The following is a 24,357-nucleotide window of genomic DNA, read 5'->3' as shown; positions in this document are numbered from 1 at the left end:
TCAGCTCCGGGCGGCCTGGCCGCCGAGGCGGTAGCCGACCCCGCGGACCGTCTCGATCAGCGCCGGGCGGCCGAGCTTGGTCCGCAGCGTCGCGACGTGGACGTCGAGCGACCGGCTCTCCGCCGGGCCCCGGTGCCCCCACACCTCGGTGAGCACGTGCTCGCGCGAGCAGACGTTGCCGCGCGCGCCGGCCACCAGGGCGAGCACCTGGAACTCCTTGCGGGACAACGCGATCGCCTGCCCGCCGACCAGCACCTCGTGCCGGGACAGATCCACGCTGACGTCCCCGACCCGGATCACCACGGGCTCGGCGGGCGCGGGGTGCTCGCCGCGGCGGCGGCGCACCGCCTCGACCCGGGCCATCAGCTCTTCGACGTCGTAGGGCTTGACGAGGTAGTCGTCGGCGCCCGCGCGCAGGCCCTGGATCCGGTCGTCGACCTCGCCGCGGGCCGAGACCACGATGATCGCCACGTCGCTGACCGCGCGGATCTGGCGGCACAGCGTCACGCCGTCGATGTCCGGCAGCCCGAGGTCGAGCAGGACGACGTCGACCTCGTGCACCCGGTCGAGCACGCCGGCCCCGGACGCGAGCCGCGCGATCGCCAGGCCGCGCCGGGTCAGCGCCGGGATGAGCGCACCCGCCACCCGGTCGTCGTCCTCCACCAGCAGCACCCGCACCCCGTCCGCCCTCCGCGTGACCTGCTTCACCCCAGCCGGTAGCGAAGAACTCTAGGACGTCGCCGCGGCGGCCGCACCGGACACCCGGATGGTGACTGTCCGTGATTTCAGCTCGACGGAGGTCACAAAGGCATCAATACTCGCCAAAAGGACATCGATACCCACTTGAAACCCTAAGTATTGCTCAAGCAGCCTTGCCAACCGGTAGAGCAACGGTAGGTTTCCGCCATCGCGTGGTGACCCACACCCCCTTGCCGGTACGAACAGCTCTGGAGGCCAGATGACCGCGGACGTGGCGGCGCCGATGATCAAGGCGTCCGCCGTGAACAAGTACTTCGGCGACCTGCACGTGCTCAGGGAGATCACGCTCGAGGTACCTCGCGGCCAGGTCGTGGTGGTGCTGGGCCCGTCCGGGTCCGGCAAGTCGACGCTCTGCCGGGCGATCAACCGGCTCGAGCCCATCAACTCGGGCGAGATCGCCGTCGACGGCACGCCGCTGCCGTCGGAGGGCAAGGCCCTGGCCGCCCTGCGGGCCGACGTCGGCATGGTGTTCCAGTCGTTCAACCTGTTCGCGCACAAGACCATCGTCGAAAACGTGATGCTGGCGCCGACGAAGGTCCGCAAGGCCTCGAAGGACGAAGCCCGCAAGACGGCGATGGAGCTGCTGGAGCGCGTCGGGATCGCCAACCAGGCCGACAAGTACCCGGCGCAGCTCTCGGGCGGCCAGCAGCAGCGCGTCGCCATCGCGCGGGCGCTGGCCATGCGGCCCAAGGTGATGCTGTTCGACGAGCCGACCTCGGCGCTGGACCCGGAAATGGTCCAGGAGGTCCTGGACGTGATGACGGGCCTGGCCAAGGACGGCATGACCATGCTGGTCGTCACGCACGAGATGGGCTTCGCCCGCCGGGCAGCCGATCGGGTGATCTTCATGGCCGACGGCGAGATCGTCGAGGACACGACGCCGGAAGAGTTCTTCTCCGCGCCGAAGAGCGAGCGCGCGAAGGACTTCCTCGGCAAGATCCTTACCCACTGAGAACACTCGCTCAGCACACCACTGAGTGCTTTCCCCCGGCCCGGAGCCGGACGAGATTCGGAAGGAAACCTGAGAGACGATGCGGTTTAGTCGAGTTCTGCAGACGGGTGCGGTCGTCATGGCCGCCGGTCTGGCCCTGGCGGCCTGCGGCGGCGGGTCCGGCAGCAGCGGCGCGAGCGGCGACAAGAACCTGGTCCAGCGGGCCAAGGACAACAAGAAGCTGACCATCGGCATCAAGTTCGACCAGCCGGGCCTCGGCCTGAAGAAGCCGGACGGCACCTACGCCGGCTTCGACGTCGACGTCGCGAAGTACATCGCGAAGCAGCTCGGCGTGGAAGAGTCGGGGATCACCTGGAAGGAAGCGCAGTCCGCGCAGCGCGAGGACCTGATCAAGAAGGGTGAGGTCGACTTCATCGTCGCCACCTACTCGATCACCGACAAGCGCAAGAACGACGTCTCCTTCGGCGGCCCCTACTTCGTCGCCCACCAGGACCTGCTGGTGCGGTCGGACAACACCGACATCACCGGCCCCGAGTCGCTGACCGGCAACAAGAAGCTCTGCTCGGTCAAGGGCTCGACCCCGGCGCAGAACGTCAAGACGAAGTACGCCAAGGACGTCCAGCTGCAGGAGGTCGGCAAGTACACCGACTGCGTGACCGCGCTCCTCAACGGCACCGTCGACGCGATGACCACCGACGACGTGATCCTCGCCGGTTACGCCGCGCAGCAGCCCGGCAAGCTGAAGCTGGTCGGCAAGGGCTTCTCCGACGAGAACTACGGCGTCGGCCTGAAGAAGGACGACGCGGACGGCAAGGCCGCCGTCAACAAGGCGATCCAGGCCATGGAGCAGGACGGTTCCTGGGAGAAGTCGCTGCAGACGAACGTCGGCCCGTCGGGCTACAAGATCCCGGCCGTGCCGGCGATCGCGCCCTGACCCGAATCCGCAGTTGAACGGTGCGCCGCGAGCCGCGGCGCACCGTTCCCGTTCCGAGGCCAGGTTGGACAACAGTGTTCGATTTCCTCAGCAATCCTGACTACAACCTCGTCGACGCGTTCTGGACGACGATCCAGCTGACGTTCTTCTCGGCGATCGGCGCGCTGATCTGGGGCACCATCCTCGTGGGCATGCGCGTCAGCCCGGTACCGATCATGCGCGGCTTCGCCACCGTGTACGTGAACGTCTTCCGGAACACCCCGCTGACCGTGATCATCATCTTCACGTCGCTGGGGCTGTCCTCCACGCTGGGCATCAACCTGGCCCCGGCCGACTCGCCCACCTCGCTGGCCGACAACGCGTTCCGGCTGGCCGTGCTGGGCTTCATCGTCTACACCGCGACCTTCGTCTGCGAGTCGCTGCGGTCGGGCATCAACACCGTCCCGGTCGGCCAGGCCGAGGCGGCGCGGGCGCTGGGCCTCAACTTCCTGCAGGTGCTGCGGCTGATCGTGCTGCCCCAGGCGTTCCGCGCGGTGATCGCGCCGCTGGCGAACGTCCTGATCGCCCTGCTGAAGAACACCACGGTCGCCTCGGTGATCGGCGTCGCGGAGGCGTCGCTGCTGATGTCCACGATGGTGGAGAACGAGTCCGACTCCCTGTTCTACGTCTTCATCCTGTTCGCCCTGGTGTTCGTCGCGCTGGTACTGCCTCTGGGCCTGCTGCTCGGCTGGGTCGCCAAGAAAGCCGAGGTCAAGCGATGAGCACGCAGTCCGTCCTCTACGACGTCCCCGGCCCGAAGGCCCGCGCCCGCAACTGGGTCTACTCGGTGCTGTTCGTGCTGGTCCTGCTGGCCGTGGCGTACTTCGTCTACGACCGCTTCAACGAGAAGGGCCAGTGGGCGGGCGCGCTCTGGAAGCCGTTCGTCGAAGGGTCGACCTGGACCCAGTTCCTGCTGCCGGGCCTGGTCAAGACGCTCGAAGCGGCCGCCCTGTCCATCGTGATCGCGCTGCCGATCGGCGCCCTGCTGGGCATCGGCCGGCTCTCCGAGCACAAGTGGGTGCGGATCCCGGTCGGCGCCGTGGTCGAGTTCTTCCGGGCCATCCCGGTGCTGCTGCTGATGGTGTTCGGGGCGTCGCTGTACGCCTACTACACCAGCATCGACGCGGACAGCCGGCCGCTGTTCGCGGCCGTCACCGGCCTGGTGCTCTACAACGCGTCGGTGATGGCGGAGGTGTTCCGGGCGGGCATCCTGTCGCTGCCGAAGGGGCAGACGGAGGCGTCGTCGGCGCTGGGCCTGCGCAAGACCCAGACGATGGTCAGCATCCTGCTCCCCCAGGCCATCACGCTGATGCTGCCGGCGCTGGTCAGCCAGCTGGTGGTCATCCTGAAGGACACCGCGCTCGCCGGCCAGCTGACGATCGGCTACGACGAGCTGATCCGCGGGTCCGGGCCGATCACCGGCAACTTCAACAACACGATCCCGACGCTCATCGTCATCGCGATCATCTTCATCACGCTCAACCTGCTCCTGTCGTGGTTCGCCTCGTGGCTGGAGCGGAAGCTGTCGCGCCGGAAGAAGGCCCCGCGCGGCGCCAAGCCGATGGACCAGCCCCCGGCGGCGGTGACGGCGGCGACCGACTTCGCCACCGGCAACAGCTCGGCCTGATCCTCCGGTCACTGGAAGCGGGCAGGCGCGGAATTTCGCGCCTGCCCGCTTTTTCGTCCACTCCGTCGAGGGTTGTCGTACTCGGGGGTCACCCCTAGCGTCGGGCGCATGGGTGTCGCACTGGTGACCGGAAGTTCCCGAGGGCTCGGCCGCGTGATCGCGCGGCGGCTGGCCCGCGACGGGTTCGCGGTGGCGGTGAACGCGCTGCACGACGACCCGGACCTCAAGGTCGCGGCCGAGGAGGTCCTCGCCGAGGGCGGCAAGGCCGCCGCCTTCGCCGCCGACGTGACCGACCGGCGCCAGGTCGGCGAGCTGGTCGACGCGGTGACGGCGCTGCTGGGCCCGATCGAGGTCCTGGTCCTCAACGCGACCGGCCCCCAGCCGGACGGCCTGGTGTCCGAAGTGGACTGGCCGGCTCACCTGGCCGAGCTGGACTTCTTCGTGCGCTCACCGGTGCTGCTCGGCCACGCGGTGCTGCCGGGGATGCGCTCGCGGGGCCACGGCCGGATCGTGCACGTCGATTCGGAGCAGGCGGACCGCCCACCGGTCGGCCGCTCGGCGTACGCGACGGCGAAGGCGGCCCAGGTCGGCCTGGCCCGCGCGTGGGCCCGCGAACTCGCCCCGGACGGCATCACGGTCAACACGGTGGCCCCGGGCTTCATCCCGGTGGAGCGGCACGCGGACGTCCCGGAAGCGGAACGCGCGGCCTACGTGGCGGGCGTCCCGATGGGCCACCTGGGCACCCCGGACGACGTGGCCGCGGCGGTGAGCTTCTTCGCCTCGAAGGACGCGGGCTTCATCACGGGCCAGCGGCTACGAGTGGACGGCGGCCGCGCCCTCGGCTGACGTGCCGCGGCCGACCCATTTCGCTTTCACCGCCAGGCAAACCGGCCCATCACCCGCCGCCAGCGACGGGTCCACCACGAACGCGGCCGGCTGAGGTCACATCTCCTTGCGCCGCCCAGCAAACCGGCTCGCCACCGACTGGAAGTCCACCACGGTCGCGCGCTCGGCCGACCTACCGCGGCCACATCCCTTGCACCACCCAGCAAACCAGCTCACTACCCGCTACCGGCCGCAAGCCCACCACGATCGCGCTCGACCGACCTACCGCAGCCACACCCCCTGCGTCACCCAGCAAACCGGCTCACCACCCGCCACCGGCTACAGGTCCACCACGAACGCAGCCGACCTACCGCGGCCACATTCCCCTTCACCCAGCGAACCGGCCCATCACTCGCCATCGGCCGCAGGTCCACTACGGTCGCGCGGCCGATTCCACTGCAGCACCGCCAGCACCCCGAGGACCAGCACCAGGGCCAGCGTCAGCGCCGACCACATCGCGACGTGCAGTTGCAGCATCCCGCCCGCGAAGGCGCCCACCAGCATCGCCGCCACCGCGACCACCTTCCGCAGCGGGTGCGAACCCTCGCCGCCCGCGGCCTTCGAGTCCGCCGCGAAGCCCGTCAGTGTCATCGTCAGCACCGTGGTCGTCAGGTCCGGCGCGCCGATGCGGCGGACCGCCGCGTTCTGCAGGCCCATCGCCACGCCCAGCACCACGATCAGCAGCTCGCTGCCCAGCCTCGTGCCGCTGCCCAGCGTCGCCGACAGCACCACCGCCACCGCGACCAGCAGCGCCTGGGCGGCTGTCGCCTTGCGCAGTACGCCGTGGTCCTCCTCGACGCGCGCCAGCCGCCCGCCGGCGAGCGCGCCCAGCAGGAACGCCGCGACCGCCGTCAGGGACGCCACCACCGACAGCGTCGTCTCGCCCGCCGCCGCGAACCCGAGGAACACGACGTTGCCGGTCATGTTCGCCACGAACACGCGGCCCAGCCCCAGGAAGCTGACCGCGTCGACCACCCCGGTCACGACGGTCAGCGTCAGCAGCAGCACCGCCAGGTCCCGCGGTTTCGTCTCAGCCATGCGGGCAGTCAACCACCCGGCGCGTGAATGCGCGGTCGCCGAGCGCGTCAGTGCTGTCGACGAACTGGTCGATCGCCCCGATGGGTGACGCCGAGCCATCGGACAGCGCCGCGACGAACCGCTCCGCGTGGATCACCCGGAACGGCCGGTCGTGGAACGCGCTCGCCCGCGGCTCGATCGGCGCCGTGAGCCCGAGCGCGTTGTGCGCCTCCGCGACCGTCTCCAACGCCGTCACGAGGTGCCGCTCACGCTCCCGCCAGTCCGTCGAGGCGAGGGCCGCGGTCAGCGACGGCGTGAGCGTCCCGGCTATCGGCAGGCGCGCGAAGGCACTGCCCAGCCACTTGCTGTACGGCGGGTACCGGCGCGCCATCAGCAGGCACAGCCGCATCAGGTCCCGCACGAGCCGCGCCGCGACGACGGCCGAACCCAGCTCGTCGCCGACCTCGCCGCACCGCCCCACGAAGGGCTCCTCCTGCTCGATCCGCCGCCACTGGCACGCGAGGACGTACCGCCAGACGTCGTCCGGGTACCACGCGACGTTCCGCCGCAGCGCCTCCAGCCCGAGGTCGTCGTGGAACACCGCGCCACCGGTGAACTCGGCGAAGACCTGCGTCGGCGTGGCGAGCCAGTCACGACGCTCCGGGCGGCGCGGGTCGAAGCCGAGCGCACCGTGCGTCCAGTCGCCGAGCGTGGCGACGATCAGCTTGGCCGGGTGGCCGAGGAACGTCGGCGGCACCCGGACCTCGCGCACGCGCGGCAGGAACAACTGGACGCGAGCGGTCCAGTCGTGGTCGGCCGAGCGTTCCGTGTCGAAGCCGAGGACCTCGGATCCGGGGCCGAGCAGCGCGGCGCTGTGCGGCTCGGCGGCGACCAGCGGACGCACCACCGCACTGTAGAACCGGCGCGCGAGTTCGATTCCGGAAATGAACGTCATACGGCCCATTCTTGCTTACTAACGTGCGAAGCGCGCTTCATTGTGCGAAGCTGCTTCGCAGCGCTTCGCGAGCGGAACCTGTTGTCACACAGGCAGAACACCCCACATCCCTTCCGGTGAATCCCCGCGCGGCACGCGACATTTTGTCGGTGGTTGCCTTTAGCGTGCGAGCATGACCGAAAAGAGCACGGTGCGCACACGGGAGATGGGCATCGAGTTGAAGACCCAGCGCGAAGCGAAACAGATGTCGCTTCGCGAGCTGGCCCGGCGCGCGGACTGGTCTGCGTCGAAGGTGTCCGGCTGGGAGAACGGCCGCCGCATCTCCCCGATCGACGCGGCGATCTACCTGGCCAACTGCGGAACCAAGGCCCCGGAACGGAACAGGTTGCTGGAACTGACGAAACCCCCGAGCGACCGGTACTGGGTGCGGCCGTACTTCAGCGAGCTCGTCGATCCCGCGAAGTCCCTCATCGTCCAGGAGAACCTCGCGACCCGGGTGATCTCGAACAGCCCGACGGCGCTGCCCGGCATGCTCCAGACCGAGGACTACGTCCGCACCCTCTACGAGATGTCCGGCCGGTACACCACCGACCGGCTCCAGCTGCTGATCCAGGCGAGAAGGGACCGGCAGCAGCTGCTGCAGCGGACGAACCCGCCCGACTGCCTGTACTTCGTCTACGAACACACCCTGCGCTCGATCCTGCGCGACCCCGCCCTGATGCACGAACAGCTGCAGTCCCTCGTGCTCGCCACCAACCTGCCCCACTGCACCATCCGGGTCGTGCCCGCCTCGGCGCCGCCTTACCACCTGATCGGCAGCCGGTTCACGATCATGGAGTTCGCCGAACACCCCGCGGTGGCCTACGAGGAAAGCTTCGCCGCGGGCCTGTTCGTCGACGATCGGGTCGCGGTCGAAGCGTTCTACGTCCTGCGCACCCGGCTGGAGCAGGTGGCGTTGTCCGAACGGGAGTCCCGGGAGTTCCTCATCCGGCTGACCGAGGAGTTCGATCTCATGACCGGCTGACCACAACCCCGGCCACGCCCCTTCCCCATCATTCCCGTGCGCCGACAGCCTTTCCGTCGTGCCAGACCGTCCGGACCCGACCCGGCAGGTCGGTCACGTCGAGGTCCGTGCCGTCGAGCAGCACCAGGTCGGCCCGCAACCCGGGCTCGACGCGACCGCGGTCGTCGTCGAGGCGCAGCAGCCTCGCCGCCTCGCTGGTGGCCGCCTTCAAGGCCGCCGCGTCACCGAGGATCGCGGCGAGCAACCGCAGTTCGGTCGTCAAGTCGACATGGGGGCGCGGGGCGAGGTCCGAACCCGCGGCGATGCGGACACCCGCCTCGGCGGCGAGGCGCACCGACCGGCGGTGGTCCGGGGCGAACTCGCTGTCGCTGATCGGCGACAACGTCGGCACGTACCAGGTATTCCCCAGTGCGGCAACGGATTCGTCGTCCAGGAAGGTGCCGTGCTCGATGCTCCGCGCCCCCGCGCGGGCCGCCGACACCACGGCGGCGGCCGTGTGCGCGTGGGCCATGACGTCCCGCCCGCACCGGCGAGCCTCGTCGACCAGCGCGACGAGCTCCTCGTCGGTCGGGCGGACGTCCACGCCCGCGCGCACCGACCGCATCGCCCCGCTCGCGCCGACCTTGATCCAGTCCGCCCCGGCGCGCACCATCCGGCGGACGGCCGCGCGCGCCGCGTCCGGCCCGTCGAACACCGGGTCCGGCAACGACGGGTCGCCGTAGCGGTCGACGGCTCCGGCGGGCGGCTCCCAGCTGTCCCCGAGGCCGCCGGTCGGGCCGAGCTGGCGCAGGCTGACCAGCACGTCCGGGCCGGTGATCCAGCCTTCGCGCAGGGCGTGCTTGAGGCCGGCGTCGGCGCCCCAGGCGTCGCGGACGGTGGTGATCCCGCGGGCGAGCAGCCCGCGCAGCACCGGCACGGTTTCGAGGATCCGGGCGCTGCGCGGCAGCGGCTCGGGCCGCCGGAACGCGACGTGCACGTGGCAATCGATGAGCCCGGGGATCAGCAGCCCGCCCGTGCAGTCGACCCGCCCGTCGCCGTCGAGACCCGGGCCGACCTCGGCGATCCGGTCGCCGTCGAGCCGGACGTCCGCCCGGGTCGTCTCCCCGGTTTCGGGGTCGAGCACCCGCGCGCCGGCGAGCAGCGTCACGAGAGTTCCTTGTGGTAGACGAGGAAATCGCACGGCGTGGCCAGCGACGGCGCGAGGTGCGGGTAGTCCTCCGCGAGGTCGGCGCGGCGCGTCACGCGGTAACCGAGGCGGTCGTACCACTCGGCGAGGAACTGCTTCGACGGATGCGTCCACGCCCGCGGCACGAGCAGTTCGAGCTGCATCCGGCGGCAGCCCGCGTCCCGGCTCACCCGCTCGGCGAACCGCACCAGCTCCCGGCCGACGCCGGTACCCCGCCGGGCCGGATCGGCCGCGAGCATCCCGAACTCGCCGGTGGTCTCGTCGAGCCGCTGGACCCGCACCGAACCGGCGAAGTCACCGTCGATCCGCGCGACCGCGATCTCCCCCGCCCGCACGAACCCGGCCACCTCCCCGGCGGACGTCCGGTCGGTGCTCGCCTGCCACAGCCCCTTCTCGGACTCGGCGTAGACCTGGTTGACCAGCGCGGTGACCCGGTCGATGAGGGAAAGGTCCTCCGCCGCGGACGGGGGCAGCAGCTCGATCTCCATGCCCCCACCTTGTCACGCCCACGCGAAGACGCTCGCGAACCGGCTCCGGCGGCTTCGAGAGCAGCCGGTTCGCGAGCGTCGAACGAACGAGCGTCAGTTGTCCCGTCGGAAGAGCTTGTTGCCCAGCCAGACGATCGGGTCGTACTTGCGGTCCGCCACGCGCTCCTTCATCGGGATGAGCGCGTTGTCGGTGATGTGGATGCCCTCCGGGCAGACCTCGCTGCAGCACTTGGTGATGTTGCAGTAGCCGAGGCCGTGCTCGTCCTGGGCCGCGTCACGCCGGTCGGCGACGTCGAGCGGGTGCATCTCCAGCTCGGCGATCCGCATCAGGTACCGCGGCCCCGCGAAGGACTCCTTGTTCTCCTCGTGGTCGCGCACCACGTGACAGGTGTTCTGGCACAGGAAGCACTCGATGCACTTGCGGAACTCCTGCGAGCGCTCGACGTCCACCTGCTGCATCCGGTAGTCACCGGGCTTCAGGTCGGCGGGCGGGGTGAACGACGGGATCTCCCGCGCCTTCGTGTAGTTGAAGGACACGTCGGTGACCAGGTCGCGGATCACCGGGAACGTCCGCATCGGCGTCACCGTGACGACCTCGTCCTCGGTGAACGTCGACATCCGCGTCATGCACAGCAGGCGCGGCTTGCCGTTGATCTCCGCCGAGCACGAACCGCACTTGCCCGCCTTGCAGTTCCAGCGCACCGCGAGGTCCGACGCCTGCGTGGCCTGCAGCCGGTGGATGATGTCGAGGACGACCTCGCCCTCGTTCACCTCCACCGTGAAGTCCTGCAGCTCGCCGCCGTCGTTGTCGCCGCGCCAGACGCGGAAACTCGCCTTGTAGCTCATTCCTTGCTCCCGCCGGGGTGCGTCTCGAGTTCTCCGTCGGTGTAGTACTTCCCGAGCTCGCCGAACTCGAACAGTTCCAGGAGGTCCTGCCGCAGCGGCAGCTGCTCCTCGACCGTGACGCTGACGTCCGGCACCACCGGGTTCTCCCCCGGCGACGACGCGCACACGAGAAGCTTGTGCCGCCACTCGGGATCCATGCCCGGGTGGTCGTCGCGGGTGTGGCCGCCGCGGCTCTCCGTCCGGGTCAGGGCCGCCTTCGCGACGCACTCGCTGACCATCAGCATGTTGCGCAGGTCGATGGCGAGGTGCCAGCCGGGGTTGAACTGCCGGTGCCCCTCCACGGTGACGCGCAGGATGCGGTGCCGCAGCTCGGCCAGCTTCACCAGCGCCTGCTCGATCTCGCCGGCCTTGCGGATGATGCCGACCAGGTCGTTCATCGACTGCTGCAGCTCGGTGTGCAGCGTGTAGGGGTTCTCGGCCGACGCGCCCTCCGGCGGGTCGAACGGCGCCAGCGCCATCTTCGCCGCGGCGTCCACATCGGACTGCGCGACCGCGGGCCGGTCGGCCAGGCCGTGCACGTACTCGGCGGCGCCGAGCCCGGCGCGGCGGCCGAACACCAGCAGGTCCGACAGCGAGTTGCCACCGAGCCGGTTGGAACCGTGCATGCCGCCCGAGCACTCGCCCGCGGCGAACAGGCCGGGCACGCTGGAGGCGGCCGTGTCCGGGTCGACCTCGATGCCGCCCATCACGTAGTGGCAGGTCGGGCCGACCTCCATCGCCTCCGCCGTGATGTCGACGTCCGCCAGCTCCTTGAACTGGTGGTACATCGACGGCAGCCGCTTCTTGATCTCCTCGGTCGGCAGCCGGCTGGCGATGTCGAGGAACACGCCGCCGTGCGGGGAACCGCGCCCCTCCTTGACCTCGGAGTTGATCGCGCGGGCCACCTCGTCGCGCGGCAGCAGGTCCGGCGTGCGCCGGTTGTTGTCCGCGTCGGCGTACCAGCGGTCGGCTTCCTCTTCGCTCTCCGCGTACTGGCCCTTGAAGACCTCGGGCACGTACTCGAACATGAACCGCTTGCCGTCGGAGTTCTTGAGCACGCCGCCGTCACCGCGCACGCCCTCGGTGACGAGGATGCCCTTGACGCTCGGCGGCCAGACCATCCCGGTCGGGTGGAACTGGACGAACTCCATGTTGATCAGCTTCGCGCCCGCCCGCAGCGCCAGCGCGTGGCCGTCGCCGGTGTACTCCCACGAGTTCGACGTCACCTTGAACGACTTGCCGATGCCGCCGGTCGCGAGCACGACCGCGGGCGCGTCGAACAGGATGAAGCGGCCGCTCTCCCGCCAGTAGCCGAACGCGCCGGCGATCTTCCCGTCGGTGGTGAGCAGCTCGGTGACCGTGCACTCGGCGAAGACCTTGATCTTCGCCTCGTAGTCCCCGGTCTCGGCGAAGTCCTCCTGCTGCAGCGAAACGATCTTCTGCTGCATCGTGCGGATCAGCTCGAGCCCGGTCCGGTCACCGACGTGCGCCAGCCGCGGGTAGGTGTGCCCGCCGAAGTTGCGCTGGCTGATCCGGCCGTCCGCGGTGCGGTCGAACAGGGCGCCGTAGGTCTCGAGCTCCCAGACGCGGTCCGGCGCCTCCTTGGCGTGCAGCTCGGCCATCCGCCAGTTGTTGAGGAACTTGCCGCCGCGCATGGTGTCGCGGAAGTGGACCTGCCAGTTGTCGTTCGAGTTCGCGTTGCCCATCGACGCGGCGCAGCCGCCTTCGGCCATCACCGTGTGCGCCTTGCCGAACAGGGACTTGCACACGACCGCGACGCGGAAACCGCGTTCGCGCGCTTCGATCACCGCGCGCAGGCCGGCACCACCGGCACCGATCACCACCACGTCGTAGCTGTGCCGTTCGACCTCGGTCATGTAGGAATTCCACCTCGGAAAATGGGGACGTCGTTGTCGGGAGGGGCGGGGACGGTCAGTTCACGAATCTCAGGTCCGCGATCGCCCCGCTGGCCACGAGCATGACGTAGAAGTCGGTCAGCACCAGCGTGCCGAGCGTCGTCCAGGCCAGCGCCATGTGGCGGGTGTTGAGCTTGGTCACCTGGGTCCAGATCCAGTACCGCACCGGGTGCTTGGAGAAGTGCTTCAGCCGGCCGCCGGTCACGTGCCGGCACGAGTGGCAGGACAGCGTGTACGCCCAGAGCAGGACCACGTTCGCGAGCAGGATGACGTTGCCCAGGCCGAAGCCGAAGCCGCCGGTCTTGCCGTGGAACGCCGTGATCGCGTCGTAGGTGTTGACCAGCGACACGATCAGCGCCACGTAGAAGAAGTAGCGGTGGACGTTCTGGATGATCAGCGGGAGCCGCGTCTCACCGGTGTACTTCGCCTTCGGTTCCGCGACGGCGCACGCCGGCGGGGAGAACCACACCGCCCGGTAGTAGGCCTTGCGGTAGTAGTAGCAGGTCAGGCGAAACCCGAGCAGGAACGGCAGCACGACGAACCCGAGCGGGATGAACCCGGGCAGGTCGCCGAACCAGTGGCCGAAGTGGCTCGAGCCCTCGACGCAGGACGTGGACAGGCAGGGGGAATAGAACGGCGTCAGGTAGTGGTAGTCCGGCACCCAGTAGGCGGTGCGCACGAACGACCGGACCGTCGCGTAGATGATGAAGGCGCCCAGCCCGAGCACGGTGAGCAGGGGCTGGAGCCACCATCGGTCGGTCCGCAGGGTGCGTTCGGCGATCCGGGCCCTCCCGGACGACCGGACGCCGGTGCCGACGCCGTTGTCAGCGGGAGCGCTCACCGCTGGTCGCGCTTGTAGCCGCCGACGCCTTCGTCGTCCGCGCCGTGCCACAGCGCCGGGTCGTACGGCGTGTCGGGAACTTGGACGCGCTCCGCGGCCTTCGCCTGCGTCGGCACCGCGAGCGGGGTGCCGTCGAGGTCGGCGGTGTCGATGTCGAGGCGCTCCACGTCGTTGGCGAGGCGGCGGACGGCCGAAGCGTCGCCGTAGCGCGAGCGCAGTGCGCCGACGCACTGCCTGAGCTGACCGATGGTTCGCCGCAGCTCGGCGATCTCGGAGGTGGACATCATGCCTCCCGTGTGGTGGGGCCGGCCGCGCCGGTCGGCGATCTCGCCAAGACCGACTTTGCCGTTCGTAGTGCAGTGTGACAAGTAGCACATTAGCTAAGTAGGGGCGTGATCGGGGTCACTGGGGTTGATCTTCTGAATCGATTTTGATTCGGTGTTCGCGGCGGGTAGTGTGGCCAGCGTCACGACCCAGAGGCGCCAGCGCTGCCGTCCCGCGGACCACCACTCACCAGTGATCCGGAGCCGGACATGAGCCACACCTCCGCTAGACCTTTGAACGAGACCGTCGCCGAAGTCACCGCGCGCATCGTCGAACGCAGTGCCGCCACCCGCGCCGCCTACCTCGCCCGCACGGCCGCCGCCCACGAAGAGGGCCCGGTCCGCCGCGGCCTCGCGTGCAGCAACCTCGCCCACGGCTTCGCCGCCATGGAAGGCGCCGACAAGGAGGCGCTGCGGGCCGCGCGCGCCCCCGGCGTCGCCATCGTCTCGTCCTACAACGACATGTTGTCGGCGCACCAGCCGATGCAGGAGTACCCCTCCTGGCTGAAGAAGGCGGTAAGGGGCGCGGGCGGGGTCGCCCAGTTCGCCGGCGGGGTGCCCGCGATGTGCGACGGCATCACCCAGGGCCGCGCCGGCATGGAGCTGTCCCTGTTCAGCCGCGAGGTCATCGCGATGTCGACGGCGATCGCGCTGTCGCACGACATGTTCGACGCGGCCCTGCTGCTGGGCGTCTGCGACAAGATCGTGCCCGGCCTGCTGATCGGCGCCCTGTCCTTCGGCCACCTGCCGGTGATCCTGGTTCCCGCCGGGCCGATGAACTCGGGGCTGCCGAACAAGGAGAAGGCGCGCGTCCGCCAGCTCTACGCCGAGGGCCTCGCCACCCGCGAAGACCTGCTCGACGCCGAAGCGGCGTCGTACCACTCGGCCGGGACCTGCACGTTCTACGGCACCGCCAACTCCAACCAGATGGTCGTCGAGGTGATGGGCCTGCACCTGCCCGGCGCCAGCTTCGTCCAGCCCGGCTCCACGCTGCGCCGCGCCCTGACCGAGGAAGCCGGGCGCCGCGTCGTCACGCTCTCGCGCGGTGAGGGGTACACCCCGGTCTCCCGGATCCTGGACGAGAAGGCGTTCGTCAACGGCGTCGTCGCGCTGCTGGCCACGGGCGGGTCGACCAACCACACGATGCACCTGGTCGCCATCGCCGCGGCCGCCGGCATCCAGCTGACCTGGGACGACTTCTCCGACCTCTCGGCCGTCGTGCCGCTGCTGGCGCGGGTCTACCCGAACGGCAGCGCCGACATCAACCACTTCCACGCCGCCGGCGGCATCCAGTTCCTGGTCGGCACGCTGCTCGACGCCGGGCTGCTGCACGAGGACGTGCACACCGTGGCCGGGTTCGGGCTGCACCGCTACCGGGCCGAGCCGATCCTGTCCGACGGCGAGCTGGTCTGGCGCGACGTGCCGACCCGCAGCCTCGACGAGGAGGTGCTGCGCCCGGCGTGGCGCCCGTTCGCCGCGGACGGCGGGCTGCGGATGGTCGAGGGCAACCTCGGCCGGGCCGTCGTCAAGGTGTCCGCCGTGGCCCCCGAGCACCGGATCGTCCAGGCGCCGGCGCGGGTGTTCACCACGCAGGAGGCGTTCAAGGCCGCCTTCGAGGCGGGCGAGCTGGACCGCGACGTCGTCGTGGTGCTCCGGCAGCAGGGTCCGCAGGCCAACGGCATGCCGGAGCTGCACGGGCTCACCCCGGCGCTGGGGGTGCTGATGGACCGCGGGCACGCCGTGGCGCTGCTCACCGACGGCCGCATGTCGGGCGCGTCGGGCAAGATCCCGGCCGCGATCCAGCTGACTCCGGAAGCCGCGGCCGGCGGCCCGATCGCCCGCATCGCGGATGGTGACGTCGTCCGGCTGGACGCTTCCACGGGCTCCCTCGACGTGCTGGTCGGTGACGAAGAACTCGCCCGCCGTGACCTTGTGGACTCGCCGCCGTCCGAAGCATCCTGGACCGGCACCGGCCGAGAGCTGTTCGCCGCGTTGCGCCGCGGGGTCGGCCCCGCTGACCAGGGCGCTTCGGTGTTCGGGGGCCTGACGCCGGAGCACTTCGGAACGCCCGCTTTCGCAACCCAGGAGGTCGGTCAGTGACCACCGGTCAGGACCTGCTCGAGCTGTCCCCCGTGATGCCCGTCGTGGTGATCGACGACGCCGACGACGCGGTGCCCACGGCGCGGGCGCTGCTCGCCGGCGGGATCGGGGTCATCGAGCTGACCCTGCGCACCCCGGCGGCGTTGTCGGCCATCGAGCGCGTCGCGGCCGAGGTGCCGGACATCGTGCTCGGCGCCGGCACGGTCACCTCGCCGGGCCAGGCGAAGCAGGCGGCCGACGCGGGCGCGAAGTTCCTCGTGACGCCGGGCTGCACGGACGCCGTCCTCGACGCGTGCTTCGAGACCGGGCTGCCGTTCCTGCCCGGCGCGGCCACGGTGTCGGAGGCGATGCGGCTGGCCGAGCGCGGCCTCACGGCGTTGAAGTTCTTCCCGGCCGAGGCGTCCGGCGGTGTCGCGTACCTGAAGTCGATCGCGGGGCCGCTGCCCGGCCTGAAGTTCTGCCCGACGGGTGGGATCACGGTGGCTTCGGCACCTTCGTACCTCGCGCTGCCGAACGTCGGCTGCATCGGCGGTTCCTGGCTGACGGCCTCGCTCGATTCCGCGACGATCGAGAAACTGGCCGCGGAAGCCGCGAAACTGTAGCCGAGATCACCTGCAGCAATTCCCTCCCCGAACGGCCGAACCCATGTCCCGGATCCCGGGAGCACCGTTCCAGCGCGCTGGAACGGTGCTCCGAGGGAGTGAGGCGGGCGTCATGGGTTCGGCCGTTCGTCCCAGTCAGCGGGCATTCGCGCGCACGGTCGGTGATTCACCACCTGTTATCGTTCCGCCTCGCCATTTCCAGCGAGGAGAACCGGTGTCCCTGACCAGCATGGTCGCCCCCAGCACGTCCCCCTGCGCCTTCCCCGAAAGCATCGCCGCACTCGTCGGCGAACGCCTTTCCCTGTCCGCACTCCACCAGTTGTGCGGCACCCTCGGCGGCTATTCCTTCGTCAAGGTCGTGGTCGACCGCGAACAGCGGGAGATTCACTTCCTGAACGACGCGCGCCATTCCTTTCACGCGATCTATATCGGCGAGGAGATCCTCGGCGTCCCCGAAGAACGGGTGCGCGCCGAGATCGACGACTACAACGAGCGCTTCTACCACGCACCGGACCGCCGGTTCCTGCTCGGCATCCTCGCCCTGCACACGCGCCAGGACAAGAAGATCCTCTCGCTGGAGACGGTCGAGGTCGACACCATGACGGCCGCGCTGATCCGCGAGTTCCACGCCTTCGTGGCGGAGTACGTCGACCCGGCCCTGCCGCTGCTGTTCAAGCCCGCGAACCAGCTGCAGGAGCGGCTCGTCCGGGAGATCCCGGCTGCCGAACTGCCCCGCGTCTTCGCGCACGAACTGTTCTCGACGGCGCCGTTCGTCGCGCTGAACCCCGGCACGGTCACCGGCCGCCTGCGCGCGTTCCGCACCGAAGCCGAGTACCGGTCCGCGGCGGGCGGCCTGGCCTGGTCGGACATCATCGTGATGGACCGGGTGCCCGACGACATCCCGCGGCTGTCCGGCATCGTCAACGCCCGGCACACGACCCCGTTGTCCCACACCAACGTGCTGGCCACCGGCTGGCAGATCCCGAACGCCGTCCAGCTCGGCGCCCTGGCCGAGATCGACCGCCGCGGCCTAGACGGCAAGTGGGTCGAGTACACGGTGGACGACCGGTCGCTCACGCTGCGGGAGGTCGACGAGCCCGCCGAGGCGGCCCCGCCGTCCTGGTACGCCCAGCGCGTCACGCTGGAGGAGCCGGAGTCCGACCACAGCCCGATCGCCAACCTGTCCCGTCTGCGCGCGTCCGACCGCTACCGCTACGGAACGAAGGCGGCCAACCTCGGCGAGCTGCACCACGTCCTGGCCCGCGGCTCGGAGCGGCTGCTCGGCTTCTACCAGGTCCCACGGCCGCCGAGGGAGAACCTTCTGCCGCACCTGGCCCAGCTGCTGGACATCCCCTTCCCCCGACCCGACGCGACCACCGCGTCCCACCTCGCCAACTCGGCCGAGCTGCCCGGCGCGACCGATCCGTCCGATGTGGCCACCCTGGCCGCCGCCGCGCATCGGCTGCTCGACGAGCGCGTCCGCGTGCCGCGCGGGATCGCCCTGCCGTTTTCGCTGCAGCGGCGGTTCCTCGAGTCGTCGCCGCGGATCCAGCAGGCGATCGGCAAGCTGAAGATGGCGCTGGAGCTGGACGCGCGCGAGATCGAGCCGCTGTGCGTCGAGCTGCAGAGCCTGATCCGGTCGGCACGGCTGCCGGGCGCGCTGGCCGGCGAGATCGACTCCGCGCTGGTGTCCCAGCTCGCCGGGGTGCGCAGGTTCGTCGTGCGCAGCTCGTCGAACGCCGAGGACCTCGCCGGGTTCTCGGCCGCCGGGATCTACGAGTCGATCAACCACGTCACCACCGCCGAGCGGATCTTCGCCAGCGTCAAGGAGGTCTGGGCGTCACTGGTGTCGGTGCGCAGCGTCCGGCTGCGCCACCAGGCCGGGATCTCCCTCGACGAGTGCTTCATGGGCGTGGTCATCCAGGAGCAGGTCGCGGCCGACTTCGGCGGCGTGCTGGTGACGACGAACCCGATGAACCGCGCGGACTTCCGCACGGTCTACGTCAACGTCTCGCCGAAGGTCACCGACGTCGTCGACGGCTCCGCGTTGCCCATGCAGTACCTGTACTCGACGGTCGAGGGCGGCGGCCGCACGCTGTCCCTGGGCGACGCGGCCTCGGACCTCGACGAGCGCGCCCACGAGCAGCTGCAGCGCCTCGCCATCGCCGGCCGCCTGCTGCAGGCGCACTTCTCCCCCGACTACACGTTCGATTCGCCGGTGGACATCGAGTGGCTCGCGGACCGCGACCACGTCCACATCGTCCAGCTGCGCCCCTATTCGGCCTGATTTCCTCCCGGGAGACCTCATCATGCTGGGCTTTCGCCTGCCCGCGAAACCCGACGTTCAGCGCACCGTGCGGCTGACCTACGGGTTCCAGTTCTTCTTCGGCCTGTTGCTGTGGGTGCCGATCTTCTACCAGTACCAGAAGCTCGTCGGCCTCGACGACGGCCAGATCTTCGGCATCCAGAGCATCTACTACATCGTGTTCTGCCTGCTGGAGATCCCGACGGGAATGCTCGCCGACCGGTTCGACTACCGCACGTCGCTGAAGGCCGGCGCCGCCGTACTCGTGGCGGCGAACCTGGTGCCGGTGTTCCTCGGTTCCTACACCGGGTTCCTCATCCACTTCGTCCTGATCGCGCTGGCCCGCTCCCTGGTGTCCGGCGCGCAGAGCGCGTACCTCTACGAGTACCTGCACACCCGCGGTGAAGGTGAGCACTACCTCCGGGCGGAAGGGGTCGGCCGCGCGTACAGCCTGATCGGCAAGATCGTGTACTGGCCGGTGATCGGCCTGCTGATGGCGTGGAACCTCCCTTCCCCGTACTGGCTGACGGCGATCAACGCGGCCGTCGCCCTCGCGTTCGCAATGAAACTCCCGGCCATTCCGGGCGGCCGTCAGGCGAGGGACAAGACGGCGTCGCTCCTCGCGGGCGTCGGCGGCGCGCTGTCGGCGCTGCGTTCGTCACGCTGGCTGTTCCTGCTGATGGTGCAGGGCATCGCGATGTTCACGCTGGTCCGGATCTGCCAGGTGAACCTGTTCCAGCCGATCCTGGAGTCGAAGACGCTCTCGGTGAACTGGTACGGCGCGGTGCTGGCCGCCATGACGGTCTTCGAAGCCCTCGGCGCGGCCCGCCCGCACCGGCTGCGCCGTGCCATCGGCCCGGTCGCCTCGGTGTTCACCCTGACCATCGTGATGGCCCTGTGCCTGGGTTTCATCGTCCCGGCCGGCACGGTCCCGACGGTGCTCCTGCTGTGCGTCTTCGCGGTGGCGACGGGCATATCGTTCCCGATCCAGAAGCAGCTGCTGAACGACTCCATCCCGGACTCCCGCTACCGCGCGACACTCCTGTCGATGGAGTCCATTGTGGACCGAGCGGTGTGCGCGCTGGTGGCGGTCGCGCTGGGCGCGTACCTCTCGGCCGGCCGGCTCGACGAGTTCCTGGTGCTGTCGGCCGTGGTCACGTGCGGGGTGATGGGTCTGCTCGCGGTGCTGCTGCTGGCAGTCCGCAAGCACCGCTCGGACCGCCGGCCGCCGATCGCCCGGGAGCCGGTGTCCGCCGGCTCCGCCTGGCACGCGAGCCGGTGCTCGCGGCCTTGCCGAGCACCGGCACTGCGGCCCCGTCACCGGTGACGGGACTCAGCAGGGCCGCCACGTCAGTCGATGTAGGCGTCGTCCAGGAGGGTGGACTCCGCGCCGAACTCGCGGAGTTCCTCCTTGATCACCGTGTACGCCAGCCCTTCCGGATAGCCCTTGCGAGCCAGGAAGCCGAGCAGCCGCCGCAAGGCCGTCTGCTCGTCGACGTTGCCCAGGGATCCGAGCCGCTTGCGGACCAGCTCCCGGGCCATCTGCTCCTCGGACTCGCGGTCGACCTCGCCCGCCGCCTGCGCGGCGATCTCACCGTCGACGCCTTTGCGCCGCAGTTCGGCCAGCAGCGCGGTGCGGGAGAGCCCCTGGGTCTCGTGCCGGGACTTCACCCACAGCTCCGCGAACTCCGCGTCGTTGACCAGCCCCGCCCGGTCGAGCTTGCCGAGCAGGGTCTCGCTGGTCTCCTCGTCGAATCCCTTGCGCCGCAAGGCCTGCCGGAGCTCCTCCTGCGTGCGCGCACGCACGGCCAGGAGGTCGTAACAGATCTCCTTGGCCTTCTTGTAGCGCTCCTCCGGAGGCAACTCCGACGGTGGAATCTTCGGCGCCCTCGCCACCTGTGAAACCCCTTAGATCAGAAGTCGACCGGCGCCGGCACAGCCTCGACGGCTTCGACGTCGAGCTGCGGGCCGATGCCCAGCTTCTCCTTGATGCGCTTCTCGATCTCGTTGGCGATGTCCGGGTTCTCGCGCAGGAACTTCCGCGCGTTCTCCTTGCCCTGGCCGAGCTGGTCGCCCTCGTAGGTGTACCAGGCACCGGACTTGCGCACGATCGCCTGGTCGACACCCATGTCGATGAGCGAGCCCTCGCGGGAGACGCCCACGCCGTACAGGATGTCGAACTCGGCCTGCTTGAAGGGCGGGGCCATCTTGTTCTTCACGACCTTGACGCGGGTGCGGTTGCCGACCGCCTCGCCGCCGTCCTTGAGCGTCTCGATGCGGCGCACGTCGAGCCGGATCGAGGCGTAGAACTTCAGCGCCTTACCACCGGTCGTGGTCTCCGGGGAGCCGAACATGACGCCGATCTTCTCGCGCAACTGGTTGATGAAGATCGCGGTGGTGCCGGAGTTGTTCATGGCACCGGTCATCTTGCGCAGCGCCTGGCTCATCAGGCGGGCCTGGAGACCCACGTGCGAGTCACCCATCTCGCCCTCGATCTCGGCGCGCGGCACGAGCGCGGCCACGGAGTCGATGACCAGGATGTCGAGCGCGCCGGAGCGGATCAGCATGTCCGCGATCTCCAGCGCCTGCTCACCGGTGTCCGGCTGGGACACGAGCAGCGCGTCGGTGTCCACGCCGAGCTTCTTGGCGTACTCCGGGTCCAGCGCGTGCTCCGCGTCGATGAACGCCGCGATGCCGCCGTTCTTCTGCGCGTTCGCCACCGCGTGCAGGGCGACCGTGGTCTTACCGGAGGATTCCGGGCCGTAGACCTCGATGACGCGGCCGCGGGGCAGCCCGCCGATGCCGAGGGCGACGTCGAGGGCGATCGAGCCGGTCGGGATCACGGCGATGGGCGCGCGGCCCTCTTCGCCGAGACGCATGACCGAGCCCTTGCCGTACTGCTTGTCGATCTGCGCAAGGGCGAGTTCGAGCGCCTTGTCCTTGTCGGGTGCTGCAGGCATGGAAGTCCACCTCGCTGGTCTGAGCCCGCCGGGGCTCTGTTCGGTTCTTCAGCTGTCCGGTCCGACGCTAGCGGCGGGGTCCGACAATTCCAGGCGCGGCGCCCCATCTGTGGATCGCTGGACCCGATGTGGACAACACCATAGACGAACACCTGTTCGAGGTCGGCAGCGACACACCCCTACGCTAGGATTTTCGCCCGCCCGGGTCGTGCCCGCACGGATCCCCGCAGGTCAGCGCCGTTCCGACGGGACGTCGAAGGCGTCGCAGACCTCTCGCCAGACCTCTTTCGCCGGAATTCCCGCGGTCAGCGCCTGGTCGACGGTGCGGCCGCCCAGCGCGCTGAGCACGTGGTCCCTGGCCAGGACCTGGGCCCGCCCGGGACCGAACTCCTCGGCCATCAGCCGCCGGAACACCGTGATGCGCATCGGAACCATGCTAACCGGGCGATCGCGACGGGCACGAACGGCCCGTTCGCGCCCTTTCCCGGGTCAGTTCCCGGGCTGGACGCTCGACTCGAAGTAGTCGGCCAGGGTGCCCGGCGTGGTCGCCGCGGCCTGGTCGCTCGAGTTCAGCTGGTAGATGAACCCCGCCAGCGGCCGGTCCGACACAGTGAACACGAGCACCGCCGACGTCCGGCCCGCGGCGGACGCGTAGTGGCCCGTGAGCCCGTTGCCACCCCAGTCGGCCTCGGTGCGGTCGCCGCCGGCGGAGGTGAGCAGGCCGTCGGTGTACTGCTTCAGCGCGGCGGCGCTGTCACCCTGGACGTAGGTCACCTGGGTGCCCGCCCGGCCCGGCGCGGAGCAGGTCGAGGACACGCCGAGGCTCTCCGCCGGCGCCGCCGGGCCGTTGCCCATGCCCGGCTTGCAGTCGCCGGTGTCGGCGATCTTCCCGGCGAGCTGGCGCAGGCAGCCGGTGAGACCCTTGTCGTCGGCCTGGCCCGGCGTCTTGCACTGGTCCGCGGTGTAGGTCGCCACCGAGGACGACAACGTGAGGAAGAACGTCAGTCCCGCCGCGAGCAGAACGACCACCGCGACGGCGATCCCGACGAGCAGCTTCTTCTTCCCGCCGGACTGCGGCTCGGCCCTGTCGGCCGCGTACGCCGGGAAGTTCGACGGCGCGGGGGCCTGCACCCGCTGCGGTCCGCTGGGCGGGAAGTTCGACGGCGCGTAACCACCGCCCGGGTACTGCGGGGGCGGCGCGTACTGCGGGTGGTGCGGCGCGGTGCCGGCGGCCACGGCCCCCTCGACGTTCTGCGTCCGCGCGCCGAGCCCGTCACGGGCGACGTGCTGGGCGCCGAGCGCGACGGCGGTCTCCGGCTGGTCGAGGCTGCCCGGCACGACGCCGAGCTTCTCCGCGATCATCGCGCCGACCAGCGGCAGCCGGCTCGACCCGCCGACGAGGTAGATGCCCGCGAGCCGGTCCGGCGTCAAGCCGGACGAGCGCAGCGTCCGCGACAGCAGCTCCACGCTGCGCAGCATCGCCGGGCGGACCAGGCCTTCCAGCTCCCCGCGCGTGACCAGGACGTCCTTGAACGGCTCCGGCATCGGCACCTCGGTCTGCGGGTGCCGCGAGAGCGCCTCCTTGGCCGCCTTCACGTCTTCCTGCAGCGCGCGCCGGGTGCGGCGGTCGGCGGTCGACTCGGGACGCAGCAGCCGCTGCCAGCGCTGCGGGTCGGAGTGCGAGACCTCGCGCCCGACGTGCACCATCAGCGCCTGGTCGACGTCGAGGCCGCCGAGGTCGGGCAGGCCGTCCTCGGCGAGCACGGTGAAGCCGGTCTGCGTGGCGCCGACGACGGCGACGTCGAAGGTGCCCGCGCCGAGGTCGTAGACGGCCAGCGCCTGCCCGGGCGAGAGGGCCTTGCCGGGGAACGACGCGAAGTGCGCCGCCGCGGCGACCGGTTCCGGCACCAGCAGGACGTTCGTGGTGATCCCGGCGAGCCGGGCGGCGGTCATCAGCACGGTACGGCGGGTCGGCCCCCACTGCGCGGGGTGGGTCAGCCGGACCTCGTCGGGCTGCTCGCCGCCGAGCTGGCGGGAGGTCTCCTCGAGCACACGGCGCAGGATCGCGGCGAGCGCCTCGTTCACGGGGACGACGTCGGTGCCCAGCAACAGGGTCTGCTCGTCGATGCGGCGCTTGGGGTTCGGCTCGAAGCGGGTCGGGTCGAGGCGGGCCCGGCGTTCGGCGTCGCGGCCGACCATGATCGTGCCCTCTTCGGTGGCGAACACGGCGGAGGGCATGTTGGCCGAGCCGTCCACTTCGACGACCCTCGGCGGCATGCCGTGCGCCGACAGCACGGCGACGGTGTTGGACGTCCCGAGGTCCACCGACAGGATCCGCACAGCACTCCGCCTTTCGCGCGCAACACGCCTTGGCGGCGTTCGCCGTGATGCTGCCACGTGCGCGGTCACCGTGCGTGCGGACCCGGGAAAGTCATCGCACCCTGTTGTAGTTGCGCAATTCGATCAGGTGAGTTGCGCGATCCGCGCATCTTGACGTAGCCTCTTCTCATGACACGCGGCGCGAGTCGCACCCGTTCGACGGACGACCCGTATCGCAGT

At 70.1% G+C, this 24,357-nt stretch carries 23 protein-coding genes; 10 read left to right on the top strand and 13 right to left on the bottom strand.

Translation table 11 applies throughout. The features are described from left to right. The gene (locus tag VA596_RS35070) at positions 1-678 is read right to left on the bottom strand and encodes a response regulator transcription factor (protein ID WP_323332832.1); all 678 of its coding nucleotides are present in this window, start codon (positions 676-678) and stop codon (positions 1-3) included. A 304-nt stretch (positions 679-982) separates the two neighbouring features. On the opposite strand from VA596_RS35070, the gene VA596_RS35065 reads away from it, so the two are divergent. The 5 genes from VA596_RS35065 to VA596_RS35045 all read left to right on the top strand — a co-directional run bounded on the left by VA596_RS35065 (position 983) and on the right by VA596_RS35045 (position 5,157). Then, positions 983-1,711, top strand: a complete 729-nt coding sequence (locus VA596_RS35065) for an amino acid ABC transporter ATP-binding protein (protein ID WP_323333088.1) — start codon at positions 983-985, stop codon at positions 1,709-1,711. 79 nt (positions 1,712-1,790) lie between these two features. Further along, positions 1,791-2,645, top strand: coding sequence for a glutamate ABC transporter substrate-binding protein (locus VA596_RS35060; protein ID WP_323332830.1), 855 nt, complete (start codon positions 1,791-1,793; stop codon positions 2,643-2,645). A gap of 74 nt (positions 2,646-2,719) precedes the next feature. Beyond that, complete coding sequence (locus VA596_RS35055) at positions 2,720-3,406, top strand: amino acid ABC transporter permease (RefSeq protein WP_323332828.1); 687 nt, start codon at positions 2,720-2,722, stop codon at positions 3,404-3,406. Continuing rightward, entirely contained in the window at positions 3,403-4,311 is a 909-nt protein-coding gene (locus tag VA596_RS35050; protein WP_323332827.1) for an amino acid ABC transporter permease, read from the top strand. The genes VA596_RS35055 and VA596_RS35050 overlap by 4 nt, the downstream gene beginning before the upstream one ends. A gap of 108 nt (positions 4,312-4,419) precedes the next feature. Next, positions 4,420-5,157, top strand: a complete 738-nt coding sequence (locus VA596_RS35045) for an SDR family NAD(P)-dependent oxidoreductase (RefSeq protein ID WP_323332826.1) — start codon at positions 4,420-4,422, stop codon at positions 5,155-5,157. Positions 5,158-5,544: 387 nt separating this feature from the next. Here the strand turns inward: VA596_RS35045 and VA596_RS35040 are convergent, their stop codons facing one another. Next, complete coding sequence (locus VA596_RS35040; RefSeq protein WP_323332824.1) at positions 5,545-6,234, bottom strand: YoaK family protein; 690 nt, start codon at positions 6,232-6,234, stop codon at positions 5,545-5,547. Next, positions 6,227-7,168 carry a DUF4037 domain-containing protein gene (locus VA596_RS35035; protein ID WP_323332823.1) on the bottom strand — a complete coding sequence of 314 codons (942 nt, stop codon included), beginning with the start codon at positions 7,166-7,168 and terminating at the stop codon, positions 6,227-6,229. The genes VA596_RS35040 and VA596_RS35035 overlap by 8 nt, the downstream gene beginning before the upstream one ends. Positions 7,169-7,340: 172 nt before the next feature. Here VA596_RS35035 and VA596_RS35030 point away from each other — a divergent pair, with 172 nt between their 5' ends. Further along, a complete protein-coding gene (locus VA596_RS35030; protein WP_323332822.1) occupies positions 7,341-8,192 on the top strand; it encodes a helix-turn-helix domain-containing protein in 852 nt (283 codons plus the stop codon). A gap of 28 nt (positions 8,193-8,220) precedes the next feature. On the opposite strand, the gene VA596_RS35025 is transcribed toward VA596_RS35030, so the two are convergent. From VA596_RS35025 to VA596_RS35000, 6 genes are all read right to left on the bottom strand, one after another. Then, complete coding sequence (locus VA596_RS35025; protein WP_323332820.1) at positions 8,221-9,339, bottom strand: amidohydrolase family protein; 1,119 nt, start codon at positions 9,337-9,339, stop codon at positions 8,221-8,223. Next, positions 9,336-9,866, bottom strand: a complete 531-nt coding sequence (locus VA596_RS35020) for a GNAT family N-acetyltransferase (RefSeq protein WP_323332818.1) — start codon at positions 9,864-9,866, stop codon at positions 9,336-9,338. The genes VA596_RS35025 and VA596_RS35020 overlap by 4 nt, the downstream gene beginning before the upstream one ends. Before the next feature lie 93 nt (positions 9,867-9,959). Next, entirely contained in the window at positions 9,960-10,712 is a 753-nt protein-coding gene (locus VA596_RS35015; RefSeq protein WP_323332816.1) for a succinate dehydrogenase/fumarate reductase iron-sulfur subunit, read from the bottom strand. Beyond that, entirely contained in the window at positions 10,709-12,628 is a 1,920-nt protein-coding gene (locus tag VA596_RS35010; protein WP_323332814.1) for a fumarate reductase/succinate dehydrogenase flavoprotein subunit, read from the bottom strand. The genes VA596_RS35015 and VA596_RS35010 overlap by 4 nt, the downstream gene beginning before the upstream one ends. 55 nt (positions 12,629-12,683) lie before the next feature. Then, positions 12,684-13,508, bottom strand: a complete 825-nt coding sequence (locus tag VA596_RS35005) for a hypothetical protein (protein WP_323332813.1) — start codon at positions 13,506-13,508, stop codon at positions 12,684-12,686. Then, positions 13,505-13,792, bottom strand: coding sequence for a hypothetical protein (locus tag VA596_RS35000; protein ID WP_247063001.1), 288 nt, complete (start codon positions 13,790-13,792; stop codon positions 13,505-13,507). Before VA596_RS35000 ends, VA596_RS35005 begins: the two co-directional genes overlap by 4 nt. A 249-nt stretch (positions 13,793-14,041) precedes the next feature. Here VA596_RS35000 and edd point away from each other — a divergent pair, with 249 nt between their 5' ends. From edd to VA596_RS34980, 4 genes are all read left to right on the top strand, one after another. Next, positions 14,042-15,931 carry a phosphogluconate dehydratase gene (gene edd, locus VA596_RS34995; RefSeq protein ID WP_323332811.1) on the top strand — a complete coding sequence of 630 codons (1,890 nt, stop codon included), beginning with the start codon at positions 14,042-14,044 and terminating at the stop codon, positions 15,929-15,931. Continuing rightward, positions 15,928-16,533 (top strand): bifunctional 4-hydroxy-2-oxoglutarate aldolase/2-dehydro-3-deoxy-phosphogluconate aldolase, encoded by a 606-nt coding sequence (gene eda / locus VA596_RS34990; protein WP_323332809.1) that lies wholly within the window; start codon positions 15,928-15,930, stop codon positions 16,531-16,533. The genes edd and eda overlap by 4 nt, the downstream gene beginning before the upstream one ends. Before the next feature lie 214 nt (positions 16,534-16,747). After that, positions 16,748-18,820, top strand: coding sequence for a PEP/pyruvate-binding domain-containing protein (locus VA596_RS34985; RefSeq protein WP_323332807.1), 2,073 nt, complete (start codon positions 16,748-16,750; stop codon positions 18,818-18,820). Between the two features lie 22 nt (positions 18,821-18,842). Beyond that, on the top strand, positions 18,843-20,165 hold the full coding sequence (locus tag VA596_RS34980) for an MFS transporter (RefSeq protein ID WP_323332805.1): 1,323 nt from the start codon (positions 18,843-18,845) through the stop codon (positions 20,163-20,165). 23 nt (positions 20,166-20,188) lie between these two features. Here the strand turns inward: VA596_RS34980 and VA596_RS34975 are convergent, their stop codons facing one another. The 4 genes from VA596_RS34975 to VA596_RS34960 form a co-directional block, all read right to left on the bottom strand. Then, a complete protein-coding gene (locus VA596_RS34975) occupies positions 20,189-20,716 on the bottom strand; it encodes a regulatory protein RecX (protein WP_323333087.1) in 528 nt (175 codons plus the stop codon). 35 nt (positions 20,717-20,751) lie between these two features. Beyond that, positions 20,752-21,798: a recombinase RecA gene (recA, locus tag VA596_RS34970; RefSeq protein WP_323332803.1), complete on the bottom strand. Its 1,047-nt coding sequence runs from the start codon at positions 21,796-21,798 to the stop codon at positions 20,752-20,754. A 231-nt stretch (positions 21,799-22,029) separates the two neighbouring features. After that, the gene (locus VA596_RS34965) at positions 22,030-22,224 is read right to left on the bottom strand and encodes a DUF3046 domain-containing protein (protein ID WP_323332801.1); all 195 of its coding nucleotides are present in this window, start codon (positions 22,222-22,224) and stop codon (positions 22,030-22,032) included. A gap of 63 nt (positions 22,225-22,287) precedes the next feature. Then, positions 22,288-24,138, bottom strand: coding sequence for an Hsp70 family protein (locus VA596_RS34960; RefSeq protein WP_323332799.1), 1,851 nt, complete (start codon positions 24,136-24,138; stop codon positions 22,288-22,290). Positions 24,139-24,357 lie beyond the last annotated feature (219 nt).

Source organism: Amycolatopsis heterodermiae (assembly GCF_034929455.1).
Lineage (GTDB): Bacteria > Actinomycetota > Actinomycetes > Mycobacteriales > Pseudonocardiaceae > Amycolatopsis > Amycolatopsis heterodermiae.
The sequence above is the reverse complement of the archived record's forward strand: the minus strand, read 5'-3'. Positions and strand labels throughout refer to the sequence as shown.

Bases quoted from the DNA above. Each gene is read 5' to 3' on its own strand.
- VA596_RS35065 (WP_323333088.1), top strand. From the start codon at position 983: ATGATCAAGGCGTCCGCCGTGAACAAGTACTTCGGCGACCTGCACGTG.
- VA596_RS35060 (WP_323332830.1), top strand. From the start codon at position 1,791: ATGCGGTTTAGTCGAGTTCTGCAGACGGGTGCGGTCGTCATGGCCGCC.
- VA596_RS35050 (WP_323332827.1), top strand. From the start codon at position 3,403: ATGAGCACGCAGTCCGTCCTCTACGACGTCCCCGGCCCGAAGGCCCGC.
- VA596_RS35045 (WP_323332826.1), top strand. From the start codon at position 4,420: ATGGGTGTCGCACTGGTGACCGGAAGTTCCCGAGGGCTCGGCCGCGTG.
- VA596_RS35040 (WP_323332824.1), bottom strand. From the start codon at position 6,234: ATGGCTGAGACGAAACCGCGGGACCTGGCGGTGCTGCTGCTGACGCTG.
- VA596_RS35035 (WP_323332823.1), bottom strand. From the start codon at position 7,168: ATGACGTTCATTTCCGGAATCGAACTCGCGCGCCGGTTCTACAGTGCG.
- VA596_RS35030 (WP_323332822.1), top strand. From the start codon at position 7,341: ATGACCGAAAAGAGCACGGTGCGCACACGGGAGATGGGCATCGAGTTG.
- VA596_RS35020 (WP_323332818.1), bottom strand. From the start codon at position 9,866: ATGGAGATCGAGCTGCTGCCCCCGTCCGCGGCGGAGGACCTTTCCCTC.
- VA596_RS35015 (WP_323332816.1), bottom strand. From the start codon at position 10,712: ATGAGCTACAAGGCGAGTTTCCGCGTCTGGCGCGGCGACAACGACGGC.
- VA596_RS35010 (WP_323332814.1), bottom strand. From the start codon at position 12,628: ATGACCGAGGTCGAACGGCACAGCTACGACGTGGTGGTGATCGGTGCC.
- VA596_RS35000 (WP_247063001.1), bottom strand. From the start codon at position 13,792: ATGTCCACCTCCGAGATCGCCGAGCTGCGGCGAACCATCGGTCAGCTC.
- edd (WP_323332811.1), top strand. From the start codon at position 14,042: ATGAGCCACACCTCCGCTAGACCTTTGAACGAGACCGTCGCCGAAGTC.
- VA596_RS34980 (WP_323332805.1), top strand. From the start codon at position 18,843: ATGCTGGGCTTTCGCCTGCCCGCGAAACCCGACGTTCAGCGCACCGTG.
- recA (WP_323332803.1), bottom strand. From the start codon at position 21,798: ATGCCTGCAGCACCCGACAAGGACAAGGCGCTCGAACTCGCCCTTGCG.
- VA596_RS34965 (WP_323332801.1), bottom strand. From the start codon at position 22,224: ATGCGCATCACGGTGTTCCGGCGGCTGATGGCCGAGGAGTTCGGTCCC.